Source organism: Chryseobacterium sp. C39-AII1 (assembly GCF_039672645.1).
In the GTDB taxonomy this organism is placed as follows: Bacteria; Bacteroidota; Bacteroidia; order Flavobacteriales; family Weeksellaceae; genus Chryseobacterium.
On record NZ_JBDFPQ010000022.1, the window covers coordinates 22,792 to 43,388 of the forward strand.

The 20,597-nt window shown below is 33.1% G+C and carries 21 protein-coding genes; 19 read left to right on the top strand and 2 right to left on the bottom strand.

The genetic code is table 11. The features are described 5' to 3' along the window. Positions 1-35: 35 nt before the first annotated feature. A complete protein-coding gene (locus tag ABEG63_RS20045; RefSeq protein WP_267406199.1) occupies positions 36-683 on the bottom strand; it encodes a DUF1349 domain-containing protein in 648 nt (215 codons plus the stop codon). Between the two features lie 81 nt (positions 684-764). Between ABEG63_RS20045 and ABEG63_RS20050 the strand changes: the two genes are divergently transcribed. The 10 genes from ABEG63_RS20050 (at position 765) to ABEG63_RS20095 (ending at position 11,346) form a co-directional block, all read left to right on the top strand. Next, positions 765-1,520, top strand: a complete 756-nt coding sequence (locus ABEG63_RS20050) for a helix-turn-helix transcriptional regulator (RefSeq protein WP_267406200.1) — start codon at positions 765-767, stop codon at positions 1,518-1,520. 480 nt (positions 1,521-2,000) lie between these two features. After that, positions 2,001-3,257 carry an aminotransferase class I/II-fold pyridoxal phosphate-dependent enzyme gene (locus tag ABEG63_RS20055; RefSeq protein ID WP_346587144.1) on the top strand — a complete coding sequence of 419 codons (1,257 nt, stop codon included), beginning with the start codon at positions 2,001-2,003 and terminating at the stop codon, positions 3,255-3,257. Positions 3,258-3,263: 6 nt separating this feature from the next. Further along, positions 3,264-3,887: a TetR/AcrR family transcriptional regulator gene (locus ABEG63_RS20060; protein WP_267406202.1), complete on the top strand. Its 624-nt coding sequence runs from the start codon at positions 3,264-3,266 to the stop codon at positions 3,885-3,887. Between the two features lie 103 nt (positions 3,888-3,990). Then, entirely contained in the window at positions 3,991-5,076 is a 1,086-nt protein-coding gene (dnaX, locus tag ABEG63_RS20065; protein WP_346587146.1) for a DNA polymerase III subunit gamma/tau, read from the top strand. Between the two features lie 32 nt (positions 5,077-5,108). After that, complete coding sequence (locus ABEG63_RS20070; protein WP_346587148.1) at positions 5,109-5,696, top strand: hypothetical protein; 588 nt, start codon at positions 5,109-5,111, stop codon at positions 5,694-5,696. Between the two features lie 407 nt (positions 5,697-6,103). Then, positions 6,104-7,183: a chorismate mutase gene (locus ABEG63_RS20075; protein WP_326983970.1), complete on the top strand. Its 1,080-nt coding sequence runs from the start codon at positions 6,104-6,106 to the stop codon at positions 7,181-7,183. Between the two features lie 238 nt (positions 7,184-7,421). Next, complete coding sequence (rsgA, locus tag ABEG63_RS20080; protein WP_267406209.1) at positions 7,422-8,348, top strand: ribosome small subunit-dependent GTPase A; 927 nt, start codon at positions 7,422-7,424, stop codon at positions 8,346-8,348. Positions 8,349-8,351: 3 nt separating this feature from the next. Beyond that, entirely contained in the window at positions 8,352-9,167 is an 816-nt protein-coding gene (locus tag ABEG63_RS20085; protein ID WP_346587150.1) for a helix-turn-helix domain-containing protein, read from the top strand. Positions 9,168-9,366: 199 nt separating this feature from the next. Beyond that, the gene (locus tag ABEG63_RS20090; protein ID WP_346587152.1) at positions 9,367-10,557 is read left to right on the top strand and encodes a multidrug effflux MFS transporter; all 1,191 of its coding nucleotides are present in this window, start codon (positions 9,367-9,369) and stop codon (positions 10,555-10,557) included. Positions 10,558-10,929: 372 nt separating this feature from the next. Continuing rightward, positions 10,930-11,346, top strand: a complete 417-nt coding sequence (locus tag ABEG63_RS20095; protein WP_266175093.1) for a nucleoside-diphosphate kinase — start codon at positions 10,930-10,932, stop codon at positions 11,344-11,346. 52 nt (positions 11,347-11,398) lie between these two features. Here the strand turns inward: ABEG63_RS20095 and ABEG63_RS20100 are convergent, their stop codons facing one another. Further along, the gene (locus ABEG63_RS20100) at positions 11,399-13,237 is read right to left on the bottom strand and encodes an alpha-L-fucosidase (RefSeq protein ID WP_346587153.1); all 1,839 of its coding nucleotides are present in this window, start codon (positions 13,235-13,237) and stop codon (positions 11,399-11,401) included. A gap of 203 nt (positions 13,238-13,440) precedes the next feature. Between ABEG63_RS20100 and ABEG63_RS20105 the strand changes: the two genes are divergently transcribed. The 9 genes from ABEG63_RS20105 (at position 13,441) to ABEG63_RS20145 (ending at position 20,398) form a co-directional block, all read left to right on the top strand. Beyond that, complete coding sequence (locus ABEG63_RS20105; protein WP_346587155.1) at positions 13,441-13,647, top strand: hypothetical protein; 207 nt, start codon at positions 13,441-13,443, stop codon at positions 13,645-13,647. 3 nt (positions 13,648-13,650) lie between these two features. Next, positions 13,651-14,742, top strand: coding sequence for a DUF692 family multinuclear iron-containing protein (locus ABEG63_RS20110; protein ID WP_346587157.1), 1,092 nt, complete (start codon positions 13,651-13,653; stop codon positions 14,740-14,742). A 401-nt stretch (positions 14,743-15,143) separates the two neighbouring features. Next, positions 15,144-15,812: an ABC transporter ATP-binding protein gene (locus ABEG63_RS20115; protein WP_267406218.1), complete on the top strand. Its 669-nt coding sequence runs from the start codon at positions 15,144-15,146 to the stop codon at positions 15,810-15,812. Between the two features lie 14 nt (positions 15,813-15,826). Beyond that, entirely contained in the window at positions 15,827-16,408 is a 582-nt protein-coding gene (locus ABEG63_RS20120) for a murein L,D-transpeptidase catalytic domain-containing protein (RefSeq protein ID WP_346587159.1), read from the top strand. Between the two features lie 38 nt (positions 16,409-16,446). Further along, complete coding sequence (gene radC, locus ABEG63_RS20125; RefSeq protein WP_346587161.1) at positions 16,447-17,124, top strand: DNA repair protein RadC; 678 nt, start codon at positions 16,447-16,449, stop codon at positions 17,122-17,124. After that, entirely contained in the window at positions 17,121-18,065 is a 945-nt protein-coding gene (locus tag ABEG63_RS20130) for a hypothetical protein (RefSeq protein ID WP_346587162.1), read from the top strand. The genes radC and ABEG63_RS20130 overlap by 4 nt, the downstream gene beginning before the upstream one ends. Then, a complete protein-coding gene (locus tag ABEG63_RS20135; protein WP_346587163.1) occupies positions 18,025-19,209 on the top strand; it encodes a hypothetical protein in 1,185 nt (394 codons plus the stop codon). The genes ABEG63_RS20130 and ABEG63_RS20135 overlap by 41 nt, the downstream gene beginning before the upstream one ends. A 37-nt stretch (positions 19,210-19,246) precedes the next feature. Then, complete coding sequence (locus ABEG63_RS20140; protein WP_346587165.1) at positions 19,247-19,759, top strand: hypothetical protein; 513 nt, start codon at positions 19,247-19,249, stop codon at positions 19,757-19,759. A gap of 27 nt (positions 19,760-19,786) precedes the next feature. Next, positions 19,787-20,398, top strand: a complete 612-nt coding sequence (locus ABEG63_RS20145) for an inorganic pyrophosphatase (RefSeq protein ID WP_267406224.1) — start codon at positions 19,787-19,789, stop codon at positions 20,396-20,398. The last annotated feature ends 199 nt before the right edge of the window (positions 20,399-20,597 follow it).

Genomic DNA, 20,597 nt, shown 5'->3' on the forward strand with positions numbered 1-20,597 from the left:
TAAAATTGACTTTATATTGAATGTAAATTCAATCGTTATTTATTATTTTCCAGCCATTTCAGACGGCGCTCATCTGGCAAATGTTTTACTTTGAAATTTTCAAAAGTTGCCGTAAAGCCTTTTCCATCGGGGCAAGCAGCCATTAAACCAACCATAACCGGAGAATTATCCTGTAAGTGAGCATTTCTCATCATGACATAATTTTTATCGTCAAACGAATAAAATATTTCTACCGCATCGAGTCTTCGTACGGCTTTTATCCAGACCGCAGGAGGTGTTTTCTCAAGAGTAATTACGCTCCAGTCGCTGGTTGTGTGGGTTACAACGGTGCTTAGGTTATATTTCCCGTCTACAAATTCTACTCCGGCTTTTATGTAATTCTCTTTATCGATTCTCAACATCAATCCCATTTGGTCGAATCTTGTTTTGTAATCGCCAGTTATTTTCACTTTAGCTTCAAATTCACCGCCATAAGTCGTGTAGTAAAACGGAGCATCGTCTACTGTAAAACCATAATGAGAGATCCTCCAGTAATCACTTTGAGGTGTTACAAATAGAGACAGGCTGTTGTTTTTGATTTCCCATTTTTCAGGCTCATTAAACCATGTCATTTTTTCTAAAGTCTGTGCAAAAGCGTTTTGCATTGATGCGGCGAGACAAATACTTAAAAATATGCTCTTCATTTTTTATCTAAACGTGAATTATTAACTTCGCAAAATTAAAACGAAACCTCTTCATCGTCAATACTCATAAATAACCATTTTATGGAAATATTCGAAACCTTAAATCAGACTTTATTGCACGAAAACTGTGATCCGAAGAATGAATGTCAATTAGATATAAATGTTTACAAACAGATCGCTTCTATCTACTCTCATATAGAAAATTATATTTCGGTTTTAAGTGATATGCAAGCCAATAAAAGCATTGTTTTTAAATCTAAAACAGCAATAGAACTTGGGCTGAGATTTGACGAAAATCCTACAGAGATTGATTCTATCTGGGAAGAAGAAATTTTAAGTAAAATTCATCCGGATGATAAGCTTAAAAAATATATTCACGAGATGAGATTTTTTAAACTCATGGAGGAAACAGAGCCTGAAGAAAGATCAGAATTTAATGTGGTTTCCAGAATGAGAATGAAAGACAAAAATGATGAATATCAATTTATTCAGCATAAAATGTTTTATATCTATTCTCCTTACAACGGGAAATTACGATTTGCCATTTGCCTTTACAATATAGCCTTGGAACAATCTATTGAGTTGCCATCGGAATTTTTAATCATTAATGCGGTGAAGGGTGAAATTGTAGCAGAAGATAAATTGAATTATAAAAATATTCTTTCTCAAAGAGAGTTGGAGGTTTTAAAATTTGTTGGGGAAGGCTTCACGAGCAAGGAAATCGCAGGAAAATTATGTATCAGTATCAATACAGTAAGTCGACATCGTCAAAATATTTTAGAAAAATTAAAAGTAAAGAATTCTATCAAAGCATTTAAAGAAATTTCTTTAAAATAAACAGGATATCACTTCAATATCACATTTTAGAGATTTATTTAAAATTCTTGGAAATATTAATAATTAAATAGTTGTTTAATTGAAAAATGAGGGTGTTCTTTACGTCAATTTTACTGCATTTTTATAGTTCTTGATGAATAATATTAATATGTTTAAACGATGAATTTTATTAGAGTTAAATTGATTTTTAAAGCTAAATTTTAAACTCAATACATAATTCTAATATTAATTTTTCATCAACAAAGTTTAATCCTAAAAAAACAGTGCTTTTATTTCCTATTTAAACGATTGGATTTATTGAAATCTATAACGTATTGATTTATAATTTGAAAAATTTTCTAAATAAATATCAAACTTTAGGGAAATATTAATTAATAATGTTAAAATATTGAAGGCATAATAAATTTTCATGAAAAATAACACCTCATCAATGTGAAATAATACTATATTTGTTCTCTAAACAACTAATAAAGATTAAGGATGAGTATTGACTTTACTACGGCTACTTTTAGGGATTTTGAGAATATTCCGGAGCATAATATTTCTCAAAGAGCAGAGATTTTTTATGAATTTTTGAATTACATGAAATCCAACGGACACATGAATTACAGATTGCAAAATACCACGGGTACCAATTCTGTAGTAAATGTAGACATCGAAAACGAAAAGAGAGATTATGTGAGCTTTGTTTCGAGCGATTATTTAGGATTTACACAGCATCCTAAAGTGAAACAGGCGGCAATAGATGGGATTCAGAAGTATGGAACCGGAACGGGGGCGACACCGCTTATCGGAGGATATTTTACTTACCACAATGCGTTGGAAGAAAAAATTGCGTCTTTCTTTGGAAGAAAACAGGAAGAAGCGGCAATTTTTACTACGGGATATACGGCCAATAGTGCGACTTTGCAAGTTTTAATGCAAAAAGAAGATTTGGCTATTTTAGACATGGCGGTACATGCAAGTGTACATGAGGGATGTGCTTTTACCAACAAAAAAACGTTTCCTCACAACAATTTGGAAGCTTTGGAACACATTTTGAAGACATCTGAGAATCTGTACCGTACCAAGCTGGTCATAGTAGACGGCGTGTATTCACAAGATGGTGATACATCTCATATCAAAGAAATTTATAACTTAGTAAAAAAGTATAATGCATTCTTAATGGTAGATGATGTACACGGAGTAGGGATTTTAGGAAAAACGGGAAGAGGAACTTTAGAAGATACAGAAATGTTGAATAAAGTGGACATTATTACCGGTACCTTTAGTAAAACTTTTGGTAACTTAGGAGGATATGTAATTGCGGATAAAAAAATTGCTGCCATTTTGAGATTTCAGTCTCGTCAGCAAATTTTCTCAGCAACAGCACCTCCCTCTTCATTAGGGATCATTAAGGCAATTGAGCTTATTGATGAAGAACCGGAATGGAGAGAAAAACTTTGGTGGAATATTAATTATTTCAAAAAAGGATTAAATGACTTAGGTTTGGATACAGGAATCACGTGTTCTGCAATTATTCCTGTAAAAATTGGGGATCCGCATGTAACAGGTGATGTAGGAAGACTACTAATTGAAAAAGGTGTGTATACCAACCCGATTTTGTATCCTGCCGTACCAAGAAAAGATGCCCGTATCAGGATGAGCGTAACGGCCAGACATGAGAAAGAGCATCTTGATAAAACGCTTAATGCGTTTGAAGATATCAACAATAAATTGCATATTGCAAAAAAATAATAATATATGCCTAGAAAAGTAGTGCAAGGCCCGATTAGGGATAAAGAAAAAACGAAGCAAAAGTTATTGGCTGCAGTTGGAAAAATTTTAAGAGTGAAGGGTTACTCCGGTCTTAAAGTTAGCAAAATTGCAGCCGTAGCAGGCTTCGACAAAAAACTTATTTATGAGTATTTCGGAAGTACCGAAAAATTAATTGATGAATACATCAGATCTCAGGATTACTGGAGTAAAATTAATGAAGGGATTGAGGTAGATTTATCAGACGGTGGTCAGGAACTTTCAAAATTAGCAGTATTAAATCAGTTTGAAAGTCTTAAAAAGAATAAAGAACTTCAGAAAATTATTCTTTGGGAGCTTTCCGAAAGTAAACCTATTTTAAGAAAATTAGTAGATCAACGTGAGGAAGCAGGAGGTATGTTATTCGAACATATTACCGATCCTCATTTTGGCGAAAAAGCAACAAGATTCAGAGCTATTATGGCTTTAATTATTTCTGGTGCTTACTACTTAAATCTTTATACAGGCTACAATGCTAATAAATTCAACGGAATTGATCTGAAAACAGATGAAGGACGTGCTGAAATTGAAAAAGCTATTGTAGAGCTGATTGATTTTGCTTATCAAAAATAAATGATGAATAAAAATTTTCCAGATTGGTCAGAATTTAAGTGTTTAATAGTAATTTGAAAATTTAAAATTTTTAAATTAGAACTATATTTCTTATTTTTGACCAATGGAAAATTTTATTGTATCTGCTAGAAAATATCGCCCTCAGGAGTTTGACACTGTTGTGGGACAATCTCATATTACAGATACTCTAGAACATGCCATTGAAGAAAATCAGCTGGCGCAGGCTTTGCTGTTTTGTGGCCCTCGTGGAGTAGGGAAAACTACTTGTGCGAGAATCTTGGCAAGAAAGATCAATGAAAAAGATGGTTCTGTTTCAGAAGATGGTTTTGCTTACAATATTTATGAACTAGATGCTGCTTCGAATAACTCAGTTGATGATATTCGTGAACTAATTGATCAGGTGCGTTTTGCTCCTCAGGTCGGTCAATACAAAGTATATATTATAGATGAGGTTCACATGTTGTCTTCTGCGGCTTTTAATGCTTTCCTTAAAACATTAGAAGAACCGCCTGCTCATGCCATATTTATTTTGGCAACCACTGAAAAGCATAAAATCATTCCTACCATTCTTTCACGATGCCAGATTTATGATTTTAAAAGAATTGTCATTGAAGACATTCATAATCATTTAAGAGGTATCGCTCAGAAAGAGAATATTCATTATGAAGATGATGCTTTATATCTGATTGCTCAAAAAGCGGATGGCGCATTGAGAGATGCATTGTCTATTTTTGACAGGCTTTCTACCTTTTCCCAAAAGAATATTACACTGGCAAAAGCTGCCGAAGTTTTAAATATTCTGGATTATGATCAATATCTGAAAGTGGTTGATCTCGCCAAGGAAAATAAAATTCCGGAAGTTCTGTTTGCTTTCAATGAAATCGTGAAGAAAGGTTTCGATCCTCATATCTTTATTGCAGGTTTAGGAAATCATTTCAGAGATTTGATGATGGCTCAAAATACTTCAACCATAGAGCTGATCGAAGTTGGAGAAAAAACAAAGGCTAAATTTGTTGAGCAGAGTCAGAAATGGAGCCCGCAACAACTCATCGATGCAATTGAAATCTGCAACCATGCGGACATCAATTATAAAAACTCCAAAAACCCAAGACTTACAGTTGAAATTGCTTTAATGCAATTGGCTTCTTTGACGGCTAATTCAGACGTTACAAAAAAAAAAAGTTCCTGATATTAGCTCCGTTTCTTAATGAAACGCAGGAAGTGAAGCTTCCAAAACCAGAAGTAAAAAAGGAAGTTCAAGCTGAAAAACCAGTTTCAGTTGCTGTGGAAACAGTTCAGGAAGTCGCGGTTAAAAAAACAACTTCAAAACCTTTATCAAAACCTGGAATTTCATCAGGGTTCAGTATCAATTCTTTTTTAACAAAAGATGAAACAATAACTGTCAAAGATGAATCACTGGCTGTAAAGACCGAAAATTTACCTCAAAATCATTTTACCGAAACCGATCTTCAGATGGAGTGGAATTTGTTTTTAAAACAGATTCAGTTCAAGGCATCTTTTATTTTTAATGCAATAAAGGGTTTTAAACTGATAAAGATCGACGAAAAAAATATTCAGGTTCTATATCCTTCAGATTCTGCAAAAGTAGAGTTTGACAAGATCAGCGGAGAGTTTTTTAATCATTTTAAAAGAAAGGTTCAAAACTACACCATTGAAATTAATTACAAAAGAGATTTTGAAAATTTAAAGGTGGAAGTAATGACCAAAAGGAAAATTTTTGAAAAACTGATCGAAAAAAATCCATTATTAAAAGATTTAGATGATCTAATGAAGTTCGACTTATCATAATTTTTTATATATTTGTCAAATATTTGTACGAAAAATCATTTTTCGGCAATAACAGAACAATTGAAAAGCCCGTAAATAGGAGATTCACAATATAAAAGTGGAAACAACTACTACACATAAGTCTAATGTAAACCTTTTTGGTTTTGAAACTGCTAATTATTTTAGCGGTTATTTTGGCTTTTCATTTAGTTATTTTAGAAATTTCAGAAATTATTACCGATTTTATTGGTACTGCAGCTGAATTTCTTTCCAAAAAATAATACAGGAATAATAGAAGGTTCTCTTTAATTTCCTACTTCCATTAAAAATTTTTAACGGCATTTTTTGAAAAGAATTATAAATTAAATTTTATAATACTAATCCCTATTGATATTATTTAACCACAAAAAAAATTAGAATTTAAGAATATGAACTTACAAGATTTAAACAACGATTGGATCAATGAGTTTTCAGAACCATTGATGATTGCAGGACCATGTAGCGCGGAAAGTGAAGCTCAAATGTTGGAGACTGCCAAAAGAATTAGAGAAACCAATGCACAGGTGCCTATTTTCCGTGCAGGAATCTGGAAACCCCGTACAAAACCGAACGGCTTTGAAGGAGTAGGAGTAATTGGTTTGAACTGGCTAAAAAAAGTGAAGGAGGAGTACGGTTTCAAAACAGCAACGGAAGTTGCGAATGCGCACCATGTTTTTGCAGCGTTGGAAGCGGATGTTGATATTCTTTGGATCGGAGCACGTTCTACGGTGAATCCTTTTACCGTTCAGGAAATTGCTATGGCTTTGAGAGGAACAGATAAGCCTGTTTTTGTTAAAAACCCGGTAAACCCAGATTTAGCGCTTTGGATTGGTGCTTTGGAAAGGCTTTTGGGGCAGGATATTAAAAAATTAGGGGCAATCCACAGAGGTTTCTCAACATACCAAAAAACCAAATACAGAAACAACCCGAACTGGCAGATTGCTTTGGATTTTAAGAGCCAGTTCCCGAATATTCCTATGTTGATCGATCCTTCTCACATTTGTGGAAACAGAACAGGATTGGCAGACGTTACGCAGGAAGCAATGAACGTTGGTTACCAAGGTGCCATCATTGAAACACACTGTAATCCGGATGAAGCTTGGAGTGATGCTTCGCAGCAGATTACGCCTGAAGTTTTGGCAGAATTGATCGGGAATTTAAAGATCAGAAATGCAGGAATTGCAGGTTTTGATGATGAAATGGGAAGACACAGAACGCTGATTTCTGATTTGGATTTCCAACTGATTGAACTGCTTTCTCAAAGAATGAAAATTTCAGGAAAAATAGGTAAGCTGAAGAAAGAAAATGACATTGCGATCTTCCAGCCGGAACGTTGGAAAGTGATTACAGAATACGCTGGACAGAAGGCAAAAGAAACAGGAATGTCTCAGGAATTCATCGAGAAAGTATTTAAAGCAATTCACGAAGAATCTATTGAGGTTCAGAATAATATTATGATCAATGAATAATTAGTTTAGAGGGTTTGAGAGTATGAGTGGTTGAGGTTTTTTTCAAGTATTTAATTTATTGTTTTTGCGGTTTATATAGATGTTTGTCTAATTTTATCTAAAAAAACTAAAGCAAAATTAAGTATCACTAACACAAGATAATATATTCCCAAACTCTCTGACTCTTCAACTCTAAAACTCTCCAACTCAACTAAAACACTCCAACCTAAAATTCCTTATATTTGCAGCATCTTAATATATGAAAGGAAAAATCATTAAATCTACGGGAAGTTGGTATCAGGTTTTAGAATTGGAAACCCAGAAAATTTTCGAGGCCAGAATTCGAGGGAAATTCAAATTAATAAAAACAAGACTTACCAATCCGCTTGCTGTAGGAGATTTTGTTGAATTTCAGCTGGAACAGGATGATATTGCCTGGATCACGAAAATTGATCCTCGAAGAAATTACCTGATCAGAAAATCTGTAAACCTTTCAAAAGAAGCGCACATTATTGCTTCAAATATTGATTTGGCTTGCTTTATTTTTACTTTAAAACATCCGGAAACTTCGTTGGGTTTTCTTGATCGTTTTTTAGCATGTTGTGAAGCTTATAATATTACTCCATTGATTTTATTCAACAAAATTGATGTTTTGCATGAAGAAGAAATTGAAATTGTAAAAGATGTAGAATTTCTTTATCAGCAAATTGGCTATGACTCTTTAGAGATTTCGTCTTATTCAAGGTTGAATTTAGACCAGCTTCAAGAACTTTTGAAGGACAAAACCTCTGTATTTTTCGGACATTCCGGATGTGGTAAATCAACCTTGGTGAATGCTTTGCAACCCGATTTAAATCTTAAGACCTCTGAAATTTCAGATACTCATTTAAAAGGAAAGCATACGACCACATTTGCGCAAATGCACTTTTGGGATTTTGGTGGAAACGTAATCGATACTCCAGGAGTTCGTGAATTTGCCATGATCGACATTGAAAAAGAAGAAGTACAGCATTATTTTCCTGAAATTTTCAAAAAGAGAGAAGAATGTAAATTTCATAACTGCCTTCACATCAATGAACCGAAATGTGCCGTTCTTGATGCTTTGGAAACCGGAGAAATCCAGCATTCGAGATACGCAACGTATATTAAGTTGATGGACGAAGCTGAAGAAGCAGCTCAAAAATAATATATGATGAATTCGGGAAAGCCTATTCCTGTTCACAACCTGTCTTATCAGGATTTTCAGCTGACCACCTTAGAAAATGGTTGTGCTGAAAATTTTAATGATATTCACCGTCATAATTTTTACGAAATCCTTTGGTTTTTAGAAACTAAAAAAGACAGTTCGCTTGAATTGGATTTTGAAACGTATGATCTTATTGATAATCAAATCTGTATATTGGCTCCCGGACAGGTTTTCAATATGAAGCTGCAAGGAGAGAAGGGGTATGTTTTTGCCATAAGCAAAGAGATTTTTCAGGAGATTTGTGATGTTGAAATGGTTTTGATTGACGGAATTAAGCCTTTTCAGCTTGCTTTAAAAGTTAAAAATACCTGCGAATCATTGGTTGCTCTCATGGAAAAAGAATATCACGATGAGTATCGCATGAATCTTTTGACATCTTATCTAAAATCTTTTTGTATCGTTATTACGGGTGAATTACTGTCTCAGGAAAATATTTCCGGTGATAAACAAAGAATTCAGGAATTGATTAAGCTTATTGAAGAAAACTATCTTTTAGAAAAAGAAACTCCGTTTTACGCTGAAAAACTTAATATCAGTTCGCATCATCTTAATGATATTGTTCGCTTGGGACGAGGGACAACGGTTAAGAAAATGATTGCCCAGAGATTGTTGCTGGAAGCGAAAAGAGAGCTTAGTTTTGGAACTTGTACGGTAAAGGAAATTGCGTTTAAACTCGGTTTTAATGACGCTTCTTACTTTTCACGTTTCTTCAAAAAACACATTGGTAAAAGTCCTGAAAGTTTTAAGTCAGAAAAATGATAAAATGCTATGTTGAATCTATCATTGAAGTGAATTTTACTATTAAGTCGAATTTCATTAATATTTTTTCTTCAAATCATAATCCTCACTTTGTACTAGGATCTCTTCAGTTTCTTTATTGAATCATCTTCTTTTTTATAAGAATTTTGCCATCGAAAATTCCACTTGTTGGATAAATGTATCGATTTAAAAATTTTTTATGAGGAACCTTAGTATTATTGTATTTATTTTAGCTCTTTTAAACACTTTAGAATCTTTGAGTATCGACCTGTATCTTCCTGCTTTTCCAAGTATGGCAAAGATTTTCATGACAGACATCGGGCATATCCAGATCTCAATTTCTATATTTTTTGCAGGTTTTGCGATTGGACAACTTTTGTGGGGGCCATTATCCGACAAAAAAGGAAGAAAACCGATGTTATATTTCGGACTTTTGCTGTTTATTTTCGGAGCGGTTGCGATTATTTTTACTAAAAATATTTATGTATTATGGATCATGCGTTTCATCCAGGCTTTTGGTGGAAGTGCAGGAATTGTGATTGGGCGTGCCATTGTAATTGATTTGTATGACAAAGAAAAAGCAGTCACTGTATTTTCCAAGCAATCTCAAATCAGCGGCATTGCACCTATTGTTGCACCTTTATTGGGCAGTGTTTTCCTGAGATTTTGGGGCTGGAACAGTGCGTTTACCTTTCTGTGCATTTTGGGAGCCTTAACTTTATTATTGGTTGTAAAATTTGTTCCTGAAACGAATTCTAAGATCACATCACCTAAAATAGAGACGGATGAAGTAAAATTAGCAGATCAGTTAAAAATCATTATTTCAAACCGCGAATTTATCTGTAATACCATTATCGGAAGTATTGCCTTCGCGTCTTTAATCATCTATATTTCAAATGCTCCTTTATTGTTCATGGAAATTCATGGTTTTGCCAGCGAAACGTTCAGCTTTATTTTTGCCTTCAATTCGATGGCGCTTATTCTGGCGGCTTATATGACTCCGAAATTAACGAAGAGAATTATGAATACCAAACTGTTGTTATTTGCTTCTATTGTGTTGTTTTCAATGAGCAGCCTTCATTTATTGGTTTCAATAAATAATTTAAGTGTAGGATTAGAAATAGCGGTTTTATTTCTTTCATTAATAGCTATTGGTTTACTTTTTCCACTTACGACAGCACATGCATTATCTCCGTTTAAAGAAGGAAGAGGAACGGCGGCTGCTTTAATGGGTTTTATGCAGCTAATGGTTACGTTTCTAATTTCTGCTTTGGTTGGTTTTTTAGAGTCAAAATCAATTATACCGATGATCATTGCCCGAATTGCCATTTCAATGATTGCAGTATATTTTGCCTATCTTATTTTTTCGAGACAAAAAGTGGTGGCATAAATAGTGACATCGAGGTTGATTAATTTAATGATTTGGCAGGATAAATTAATTTTAAAATTTATTCATATTTATCTTATTGATTGAATTTGAAACAAGGGTTTGTTGAAGTTCTAAAAGTTGTTGGGTTTTATTGAAAAGTATGAAAAGAATCTTCTGAAATGCCTATCAATAAAAAACCCAGCCGAAGCTGGGTAAAAACTAATAACCATGAAAACTCAAATTAAACATGAGAATCGAATTAGAAGAAACAATTACTGTGCCAAACTTTTGTTCATGATTTCTTAATAAAAGTTATTTTTATGTTAAAATTATTTTAAAATTAAAATCAAAGATATTTTTTGTAATTTTGCGGCATTAAAAAAATATACATTTATGTCTAACATTACATTTACAATGATTAAGCCTGATGCAGTTGCGGACGGACATATCGGAGCTATTTTAGGGAAGATTTCTGAAGGAGGTTTTAAGATCAAAGCATTGAAATTAACTCAATTGACTGTAGCTGATGCAAAAAAATTCTATGAAGTTCACGCTGAAAGACCATTTTATGGTGAATTGGTAGAATTCATGAGTTCTGGACCAATCGTTGCTGCTGTTTTGGAAAAAGAAAACGCTGTTGAAGATTTCAGAACATTAATCGGAGCTACAAACCCTGCTGAAGCTGCTGAAGGAACAATCAGAAAAATGTTTGCAAGAAGCATCGGAGAAAATGCTGTTCACGGTTCAGATTCTGACGAGAATGCACTTATCGAAGCTCAATTTCACTTTTCAGGAAGAGAGATTTTCTAAGAAAAACAAACTTCAAAATATAAAAACCGTAGAATTTTCTACGGTTTTTTGTTTATAAATTATTCTCGATCGCACCTACTTTTTCTCGGTACAGTTCAATCGGCTTATCAAGCAGAACAGCAATTACGGTCATATTTTTATCAAGTCTTTCTTTAGGAATATCAATGTAAATTATCCCCGGTCTGTCGCTCCAATACAGTTTATTATAAATTTTATGGTTGATAATCGAACCTTCTCCTACAATGCGAATTCGGGCAATTCCGTTTTTTATTCCTTTCAAAGCAATCGGTCCGGTTGGCGTACCTTCCACAAATAAATATACCGTTTGTTTGTCCTTCGAAAGCGTACTCATCCCTGAATAATGTCCATTTGGTAATCCTTTTTCAGTTTCAAATAAAGCCTCCGAATTTTTACTGGTCCAATTGAGGGTTTCCAAATTGGTTTTGGGTGTTTTATTGATCTTCATATCCAATCCGTCACTCGTCAAACCTGAATTTTTAAACATATTATTCCCTTCATGCAATTGATCGGCAATTTCATAAACAGCTACTTTTGTACTACTATTTTCTAAAACTTCCGAAAGTGACCGTTGATCTTTTTTTGGATTTGAAAATTGAAGTTTATCCTTAAAATCAATTTCCAACACGGTAACATCCTGATCAAACTTTGAATTTGTTAGATTAAATGTATAATTTCCTTTATTATCAGATTTAAAATTGATTTTTGAATTTTGATCACCGATAATTGTCGCTGAAAGTGGAGGGATATCTAAACCATAAACCTTAACAAAATCCTTTGCTTCTTCAAGATAGAGGAATAATTTTTTGCCATCTTTTGAGAATGAAGATTTTCCTTTATAATTTTCAAACGGTAATCCGCGTCGGGTTCCGTAGATCGCTTCTTTATTTTTTGATGTCCATCTTGCTAAATTCTTTAAAATTTCAACTTGCTTTGTCGGAATTGTACCATCAGATTTCGGTCCGATATCCAGCAGTAAATTTCCACCCATACTAATGACATCTGCGAGCGTTCTCACAATCATGTTTGGTGTTTTATAATTGTCATCAAACGGCTGATAACCCCAGGCGTCATTCATGGTGTAGCACAATTCCCAATACTCACTTTGAGGATTTACAACAGGAATTCCCTGCTCTGGAGTTTCGTAATCACCATGCGTATTGAGTCTGGAATTAATAATAATATTTGGATTAAATTTTCTTAGATTTTCTAGCGTTTTCGGAGCCTGCCATTCTTCAGAAGTGTGCTCCCAATCGCCGTCAAACCATAATAAATCGGGTTTATATTGAGAAGATAATTCGTTTAATTGCCCTTGATAATAACTGACAAATTTTTGCCATCGTGCATTATCATTTTTAATTTCGTAGCGTTTTTTTGTTCTGGTATTTACATCATAATAAGGATGACTCCAATCCGGAAGTGAAAAATAAAGTCCTGTTTTTAACCCTGATTTTTTTAATTCTGAAATAAAAGGAGTTAAAACATCTTTTTTTGCCACAGAATTTTTAGTAATTGAAATCGCTTTTTCCTCTTTCGTATTCCAAAGAGAAACGCCGTCATGATGTTTTGTCGTAATCACGGCATATTTCGCCCCTGAATTTTTTATCAGCTGAACCCAATTTTCCGGTTGATATTGTGAAGCTGTAAAACCATTCAACTGTTTCATATAATTATCATGGTTGATGTAGTTGTTGAAAAACGACCATGATTCTGAAATTCCATCAACTGAATAAATTCCCCAATGGATAAAAATTCCCAGTTTGGCATCTTGAAACCATTCCATTTTTTGTTGATCGAACGATGTTTTTTGACCATTTATATTTTGGAATGATAAAAATAACCCTAATAAACTAACTGTAATTTTGCCTTTCATTTATGCTTTATTTACCAGACTAAAATAAGCAAACGCTATCAAAATTTTAATTTTAAATGCAGATATTTATTTAAAATCGTAAAAACAGTATCATTTTTATGTTGAAATTGAATTATATTTAGCAATAGTATTCATTCGGTTTAGTATTTTAACTTAATTGAAAATTGGAATACTTCTTGCAATTATTCACAGAAAAACAATTTATGAAAATTCCAACATTATTAATGGCGAGTTTGGTTACAGTAAGCCTATCGGCACAAACCACAAAACCTATTACGAAAAAAGGTAAAAAAGTGGTGAAGAAAGTAAAGACCGCTGAGACTCCAAAAACACAACCGGCACAGCCAATCGCCAAAAAAGATACCGTAATACATCGCTCAGGATATTGCCCTGCCTGCGGAATGGGATAATTTATGAAACCACACTTAGGATTGGCAATGATGGGAGAGGCAGATTTTGTTTCTGCTATTTTACCCTTGTTGCAAAGCAATGAAATTGATGTGTTGGAATGGTCTTTTGATACACTTTATAATACCGATGAGCCAGAATGGCTAAACGAATTACTTGATTTTTATTCTGAAAATAACCGTTTAATCGGTCATGGTGTTTATTATTCGTTATTCGATGCAAAATGGACTGATCGACAGGAAGATTGGCTTAAAAAACTGAAATTAGAAACTCAAAAGCGTCATTATAATCATATTACGGAACATTTTGGGTTTATGAATACGGAAAATTTTCATCAGGGAATTCCGTTGCCGCTTTCTTTGCATCAAAAAACATTGCAGATAGGAAAAGACAGACTTTCCAGGTTACAAAATGTTTTAAACATTCCTGTAGGTATAGAAAATCTAGCTTTTTCTTTTTCTATTGATGATGTGAAAGAGCAAGGTGAGTTTTTAGAAAAATTAATTGAAGATATTGATGGCTTTCTAATTTTGGATTTGCATAATATATATTGTCAGGCTCATAATTTTGATGTTGATATTCAGGATTTAATCAATTCTTATCCTTTAGACAAAGTAAAAGAAATTCATCTTTCTGGTGGAAGTTGGCAGAAAAGTGTGTATGGGAAAGAAAAGTTGATTAGAAGAGATACGCATGATGACGCAATTCCTGAAGAACTTTTTAATGTTTTACCTTACGTTTTTTGGAAATGTAATAATGTAGAATATGTCATTATTGAGCGATTAGGAAGTACGATAACGACAGAGATTGAAAATGAAAATTTCTTTGATGATTTTAAGAAGGTTCGCGAAATAATTAATGTTTCAGATTTTCAGTTGAATTCAAAAAAATGGAATAAACCTGATTTAGCATTAACGGAACCTTTGGAAGATCTATCCTTATATAAAGAGCAGGTACTTCTTACTAAAATGCTGTTTGAAAATGAAAAACCAGAACTGATAAAGGAACATCCTTTTTCCTATTTTAAGACAGAGAATTGGGATTTAGAAATGCTTAATACCGCTAGAAATATTATAAAAAAATGGAATCCGTATTAAGCTAAATGTTATTTTGCCTAGATTATTTTTGTTAAATTGAATGAAATCAAGCAATTAGTTTATTTTACTTTATTAATTATAGGATTTCATTATATTTTATTTGAATAAAAGTATCCGTATTTCTACGGAATCTAAAATCCGTATTTCTACGGATGTTTAATCTATAAATTATGTAGACCTTTACATCAGCATTAGACAAGGGAAATTTAAGCATTTCAAGTCTTCAAAAAACTAATAACCACGATAGCTGAGATTTTCTAAGGGAAAAAGGTAGCCTTTTGGCTGCCTTTCTTTGTTTAAAAAGTAGGCGGAAGTCAATTTGCCAATATTTTTTACCATTTAGATAAATTCTCAATATCTTTCATATCTGAATTTTCAAATCATTTCACTATTTTTGGATCATGATTAAAGCAAGAAATATCCATAAATCTTATGGGAATTTAGAGGTATTAAAAGGTGTTGATATTCATATCAAAACGGGAGAGGTGGTTTCTATCGTCGGAGAATCGGGAGCGGGAAAATCTACGCTGTTGCAGATTTTAGGAACGCTTGATTTACCAAGTAATTCTAAAAAATTTGATACCGAAATAGAAATCAACGGAAAATCTTTCATTAATATGAATGATAAACAGCTTTCTAAATTCAGAAATGAAAATATAGGATTTGTGTTTCAGTTTCATCAGTTGCTTCCGGAATTTACCGCGCTGGAAAACGTTTTGCTTCCAACAAAAATTGCTGGATCTAATGAAAAAGAAGCAATTGAGAAGGCTTATGCTTTGTTTGAAGATTTAAAAATCGAGCAGAGAATTCATCATAAACCCAATCAGTTATCGGGTGGTGAAGCGCAAAGAGTGGCGGTTGCAAGGGCTTTAATCAATTCGCCGAAAATTATTTTTGCAGATGAACCGACCGGAAACCTTGATTCTAAAAATGCAGATGATTTACATCGATTATTCTTTGATTTAAGGGATAAATACAATCAAACTTTTGTGATTGTAACGCACAACCCGAATCTTGCCGAAATTACCGATCGAAAATTAGTCATGAAAGACGGAATGATTATCGAATAAAAATTTCCTAACAAATGATGAAACACTTTATTTTTTTATTTCTTTTCTTTATTTCCTGTTCGAAAATCGAATCTCAGGCAACAACTGCGTCAGATTTTTTACCAAAATCAAAAATACAGGAAATCAAAAATTATTTAAAAGGGAAAGAGTATAATCAAAATTTAGCAGTTTTCATCAATTTTAAAACACATTCTGGGAAATATCGTTATTTTGTTTATGATTTAAAAAATGATAAAATTCTCCAAAAAGCTGTTGTTGCACATGGTGAAGGTTCGGTAGTAAAAAACTCAAGTGCTTTGCAATTCAGCAATACGGACGGTTCTCATCAATCTTCTTTGGGGAAATATGAAATTCGTGAAAGTTATAATGGAAAATTTGGAAAAGCCTATCGATTAAAAGGTTTAGATTCTACAAACAGCAATGCGATGGATCGGGCGATTGTCCTTCATTCTTATTATTGCGTTCCCGATAAAGAGTCTGCAGATTTGTCTTGTTTAAGTTTTGGCTGCCCGATGTTGTCGAAAAACGCATTCAATGAAACGGCTAAATATTTAGACCAATCAAAGAAAACGATACTCTTATACGCCTTTTATTAAATTAACCCTAATTCCTGAAACCTTTTACCTTAAAAAATATGTCTATAAAATTCCTAGCCGAAGACGACCGACCCCGCGAAAAATTTTTACTGAAAGGTAAGAATTCGCTTTCTGATTCTGAGCTATTGGCAATCATCATGGGAAGTGGAAACAGGGAAGAAACGGCGGTGGAACTGGCAAGAAAAATTTTGGCATCGGTTGATAACAACTGGCATCAATTGAGTTTACTTTCGATAAAAGATTTAATGAAATTCAAAGGAGTGGGCGAAGTAAAAGCTATTTCAATTGCTACGGCATTGGAAATCGGAAGACGGAGAGCCAGCCAGGAAGTGATGGAAAAACCAACCATTTCAAGCAGTAACAGCGCTTATTTGGTGTTGAAAAATCATTTGTCAGATCTGAGAACGGAAGAATTTTGGGCAATTTTTCTGAATCAAAGTAATAAAATCATTCATATTGCCCAATTAACACAAGGCGGAATCAGCCAGTCTATTGTGGATGTAAGGATTTTATTTAAAACGGCATTAGAACATTTTTCAACAGGAATTATCATTGCTCATAATCATCCTTCAGGAAATTTAAAACCGAGTAGGGAAGATATCGAGATTACCCAAAAAGTAAAAGAAGCGGGAAAACTTTTAACAATCCAGCTTTTAGACCATTTAATTATTACGCAGAATTCCTATTTTAGTTTCTCAGACGAAGGATTATTATGATTAGAAGATTGAAATACCACGAAATTGATTTCAAAAAATATACAGAATGTTTAGAAAATTCGGAACAGCGGAAATATTCAGCGACTAAAGATTTTCTGGATATTACTTCAGGGAAGCAATGGGAAATACTGGTTTATAATGATTATGAAGCGGTAATGCCGGTTCCTTTTGTTAAGAAATTTGGTTTTAAATTGATTATTAATCCTAAACTTTGTCAACAACTAGGTATTTTTTCTAAAGAAGATGATGTAACAATTAATGATGCTTTTTTAAGTTTTTTTGAAAAGAAGTACAATATTTGGTATTATGCTTTTAATGCTGAAAATAAATTTTCCAAACAATTAAATCAGAGACAAAATTTTCTTATTTATCCTAATGATTACGAATCTGTAAGGCAAAAATATTCACCAAAAAGAAAAAGAAAATTACGGTTGGATGAAGAGGTTTTAGAAAATTCTGAAGTGCGAGAAGTGACGATGGCGGAAGCTTTTGGTTTTATTTCTAAGAATACAATCGGAGCAAAAGATGAGAAAGATAAAAATGAATTTTTAAAGACTTTTACGGATTTTGAAAATGCTCAACATCTTAAAATTGTTGCTTTTTTCTATCATGGAAACATCATTAATGCTATTGCTGTTTTTTCAGATGATAAAACACTTGCGCTTTTAGGAACGTTTAATGATAAAGAATATGTGAAATTATCGGGTTCTTCGGTCATTATAGATCATATTATTTCACAAAATATTCAGCATAAAATTTTTGATTTTGAAGGAAGCGAAGTTCCTGCCATTGAAGAATTTTTCCGGGGTTTTCGTCCGGAATTACAGAAATATTCTACAATTTTTAATGCTAAAAAAGATCTTTTAAAAGGATTTTTAAATTTTAGATTTTATAAAACTAATGATTCAACTAAAAAATACTACGGTATTAGGAAAAAATAAAAAAATTGTAAAGTTTTTACTTGCAATTTATCTGTGCATTATGTCCTATTATTTATATACTCATCAGTATTACAATGCTGATATCGAAGCGTATATGGGTTTGGTTTACAAGGCTAATTTTCCTGATATGAAAATTGAGGAAATTCATAAAAAAGTTTACGACGAATTAAAGCCCAAAAGACCTGAAATTACTCAAGTTGATGAAAATCGGGTAGAAGAAGCTGATGGAGAGAGTAGTTATTATAAGATTTTATCTGAAAATCCGAAAGTGTATGAAGAAGAAATTCAGTTGTTTACGGTGAAGCCATTCTATAATTTTATCAATTCTATTTTCTTTAACCTTGGGTTTAAGGCTGCTACATCTACGTTTTTAATAACTATCATTTCGTATGTTCTTATTTTAATACTAATTTTTTCTTTTCTGTTAAAAACGGTAAAAAATGACTACGTTGCTTTTGGGTTTACCATATTAATATCCTTGTTTAAGCCACTTTTAGATGCTTCGCGACATGCAACTCCTGACGGTTTGTCTTGTTTGCTTTTACTATTAAGTTTTTATTTTGTGGCAATAAAAAGAAACCTGTTCATAGCTACTATTGTTGGTATTTTATGTATTTTAACAAGACCGGAATACTTTATTTTCTACAGTTTTTTATTAGGGATACTTTATATTTTTAGATCTGATTTTAATTTTAAAGCTAAAGAAATTGTATTGGCATTTGTCTATTTTGCTTTAACTTTTGGAATTATCCAGTATTTTAATCAAATTCCATGGTCAGTTTTATTTATGAATCAGTTTACTAAAGTTCAATTGTATCCAATTTCAAATCCTGATGCCTTTAATTTTGGAGAATATTTAGCCTGTATAAAAAGTAAATTATTAATAGAATTTAATACTTCATACTTCCCATTATTATTAATTTTCATTATTTTAATTCTTGATTATAAATTAATTTTAAATAAAAACAGAAAGGCGTTTATTTTTCTAAGTTTGTACGCTGCGATTTATATCACTGTATTTGTGAGGTTTATCATGTTTCCGAGTTTGGTAACAAGAATGATGGTTGGTTTTTATCTGATTATCATTTTATCTTTAATTACATACCAAAGCTCTAAATCACAAATAATAGATAAGACAGCATAGAAATTATAAAATTATCATTAATTTTGCACATCAAATTATGGCTAGCTTTTCAGGATATCTACCGTATGCATTCGCATTAATTATTGCAATACCTTTTCTGGTTTTGCTGAGACAGTTTGTACATTCTTATATCACACTCAAAACCCAGGAAATAAAGCTTCTTTCCGTAAAGTCGAACTCCGAAAACAAAGCGCAAGCTTATGAAAGGATGACGCTTTTTATGGAGAGAATAAAACCTTCTAATCTGGTTCAGAGGTTTGATAAAGAACTGGCCGTTCACGAATTTATTTTCCTTACAGAAAAGACCATTCAAGATGAATTTGAATATAATTCTTCTCAACAGCTGTATTTAACAAAAAATTCGTGGCAGAATATTGTTGATTCTAAATTGGCGGTGATCGATTTGCTTCACAAAACTTATGAAGGAATGAATAGCAATGCAAGTCTTGAAGAATTTAAAACGGTTTTTATCGTAAATTATATGAATAGTGATGATTATATCGCTTCAACGATGGAAAACCTGAGAAGAGAAATTTTAATAGTAGCATAAACTAAACGTAAAAAATAAATAGATATAATGATTCCAAATTTTAAAGCACATCCGTGGCACGGAATTTCTGCAGGAGAAGATGCGCCAAATGTTGTAAACGTATTCGTGGAAATCGTTCCTTCAGATACGATTAAATATGAAGTAGATAAAGAAACCGGGTTTTTGATGGTTGATAGACCTCAGAAGTTTTCTAACATTATCCCGGCATTATACGGTTTCGTTCCAAGAACATATTGCGATACGGCGGTAATGAATTTAGCAATCGAAAGAGGCGCTACAGACGTTACAATGGGAGATCACGATCCGTTAGATATCTGTGTTTTGAGTTCTCACAATATTCATTCAGGAGGTTTGTTGATGAAAGCTATTCCAATCGGGGGTTTCAAAATGATCGACGATGGTGAAGCAGATGATAAAATCGTTGCGGTAATGATTGGTGACCACGCTTTCGGACATTTCAGAGATATAACAGAATTGCCTGAAGCTGAAGTGAAACGATTAATGCACTATTTCTTGACGTACAAAAACTTACCAGATGAACCTGCAAAATGCAGAATTCAGGAGGTTTACGGAGCAGAACATGCTAGAAAAGTGATCCAGGCTTCACAAGAAGACTATGCGAATAATTACGGAGGATAATATTCTTTGTTTTATGATATTAAAAGGATAAATGAATTTTTCGTTTATCCTTTTTTTATTTTTTAAGGTAATATCTACAAATACTTTTTCTCAACCTCTCAAACACTCCAACACTCAAGCCTAATAGGAGCTATTTCCCGCTTTCCGCACTCGCTATTTTTTTTGGTTCGGCGCGGCAGCGAAGCTGCCTCTTTACAAC

Coding starts and splice junctions, on each gene's coding strand:
- ABEG63_RS20105 (WP_346587155.1), top strand. CDS start 13,441: ATGAAAATTCCAACATTATTAATGGCGAGTTTGGTTACAGTAAGCCTA.
- ABEG63_RS20045 (WP_267406199.1), bottom strand. CDS start 683: ATGAAGAGCATATTTTTAAGTATTTGTCTCGCCGCATCAATGCAAAAC.
- ABEG63_RS20135 (WP_346587163.1), top strand. CDS start 18,025: ATGATTCAACTAAAAAATACTACGGTATTAGGAAAAAATAAAAAAATT.
- ABEG63_RS20120 (WP_346587159.1), top strand. CDS start 15,827: ATGATGAAACACTTTATTTTTTTATTTCTTTTCTTTATTTCCTGTTCG.
- ABEG63_RS20110 (WP_346587157.1), top strand. CDS start 13,651: ATGAAACCACACTTAGGATTGGCAATGATGGGAGAGGCAGATTTTGTT.
- ABEG63_RS20145 (WP_267406224.1), top strand. CDS start 19,787: ATGATTCCAAATTTTAAAGCACATCCGTGGCACGGAATTTCTGCAGGA.
- ABEG63_RS20060 (WP_267406202.1), top strand. CDS start 3,264: ATGCCTAGAAAAGTAGTGCAAGGCCCGATTAGGGATAAAGAAAAAACG.
- ABEG63_RS20100 (WP_346587153.1), bottom strand. CDS start 13,237: ATGAAAGGCAAAATTACAGTTAGTTTATTAGGGTTATTTTTATCATTC.
- ABEG63_RS20085 (WP_346587150.1), top strand. CDS start 8,352: ATGATGAATTCGGGAAAGCCTATTCCTGTTCACAACCTGTCTTATCAG.
- dnaX (WP_346587146.1), top strand. CDS start 3,991: ATGGAAAATTTTATTGTATCTGCTAGAAAATATCGCCCTCAGGAGTTT.
- radC (WP_346587161.1), top strand. CDS start 16,447: ATGTCTATAAAATTCCTAGCCGAAGACGACCGACCCCGCGAAAAATTT.
- ABEG63_RS20115 (WP_267406218.1), top strand. CDS start 15,144: ATGATTAAAGCAAGAAATATCCATAAATCTTATGGGAATTTAGAGGTA.
- ABEG63_RS20075 (WP_326983970.1), top strand. CDS start 6,104: ATGAACTTACAAGATTTAAACAACGATTGGATCAATGAGTTTTCAGAA.
- ABEG63_RS20050 (WP_267406200.1), top strand. CDS start 765: ATGGAAATATTCGAAACCTTAAATCAGACTTTATTGCACGAAAACTGT.
- ABEG63_RS20090 (WP_346587152.1), top strand. CDS start 9,367: ATGAGGAACCTTAGTATTATTGTATTTATTTTAGCTCTTTTAAACACT.
- rsgA (WP_267406209.1), top strand. CDS start 7,422: ATGAAAGGAAAAATCATTAAATCTACGGGAAGTTGGTATCAGGTTTTA.
- ABEG63_RS20095 (WP_266175093.1), top strand. CDS start 10,930: ATGTCTAACATTACATTTACAATGATTAAGCCTGATGCAGTTGCGGAC.
- ABEG63_RS20130 (WP_346587162.1), top strand. CDS start 17,121: ATGATTAGAAGATTGAAATACCACGAAATTGATTTCAAAAAATATACA.
- ABEG63_RS20055 (WP_346587144.1), top strand. CDS start 2,001: ATGAGTATTGACTTTACTACGGCTACTTTTAGGGATTTTGAGAATATT.
- ABEG63_RS20140 (WP_346587165.1), top strand. CDS start 19,247: ATGGCTAGCTTTTCAGGATATCTACCGTATGCATTCGCATTAATTATT.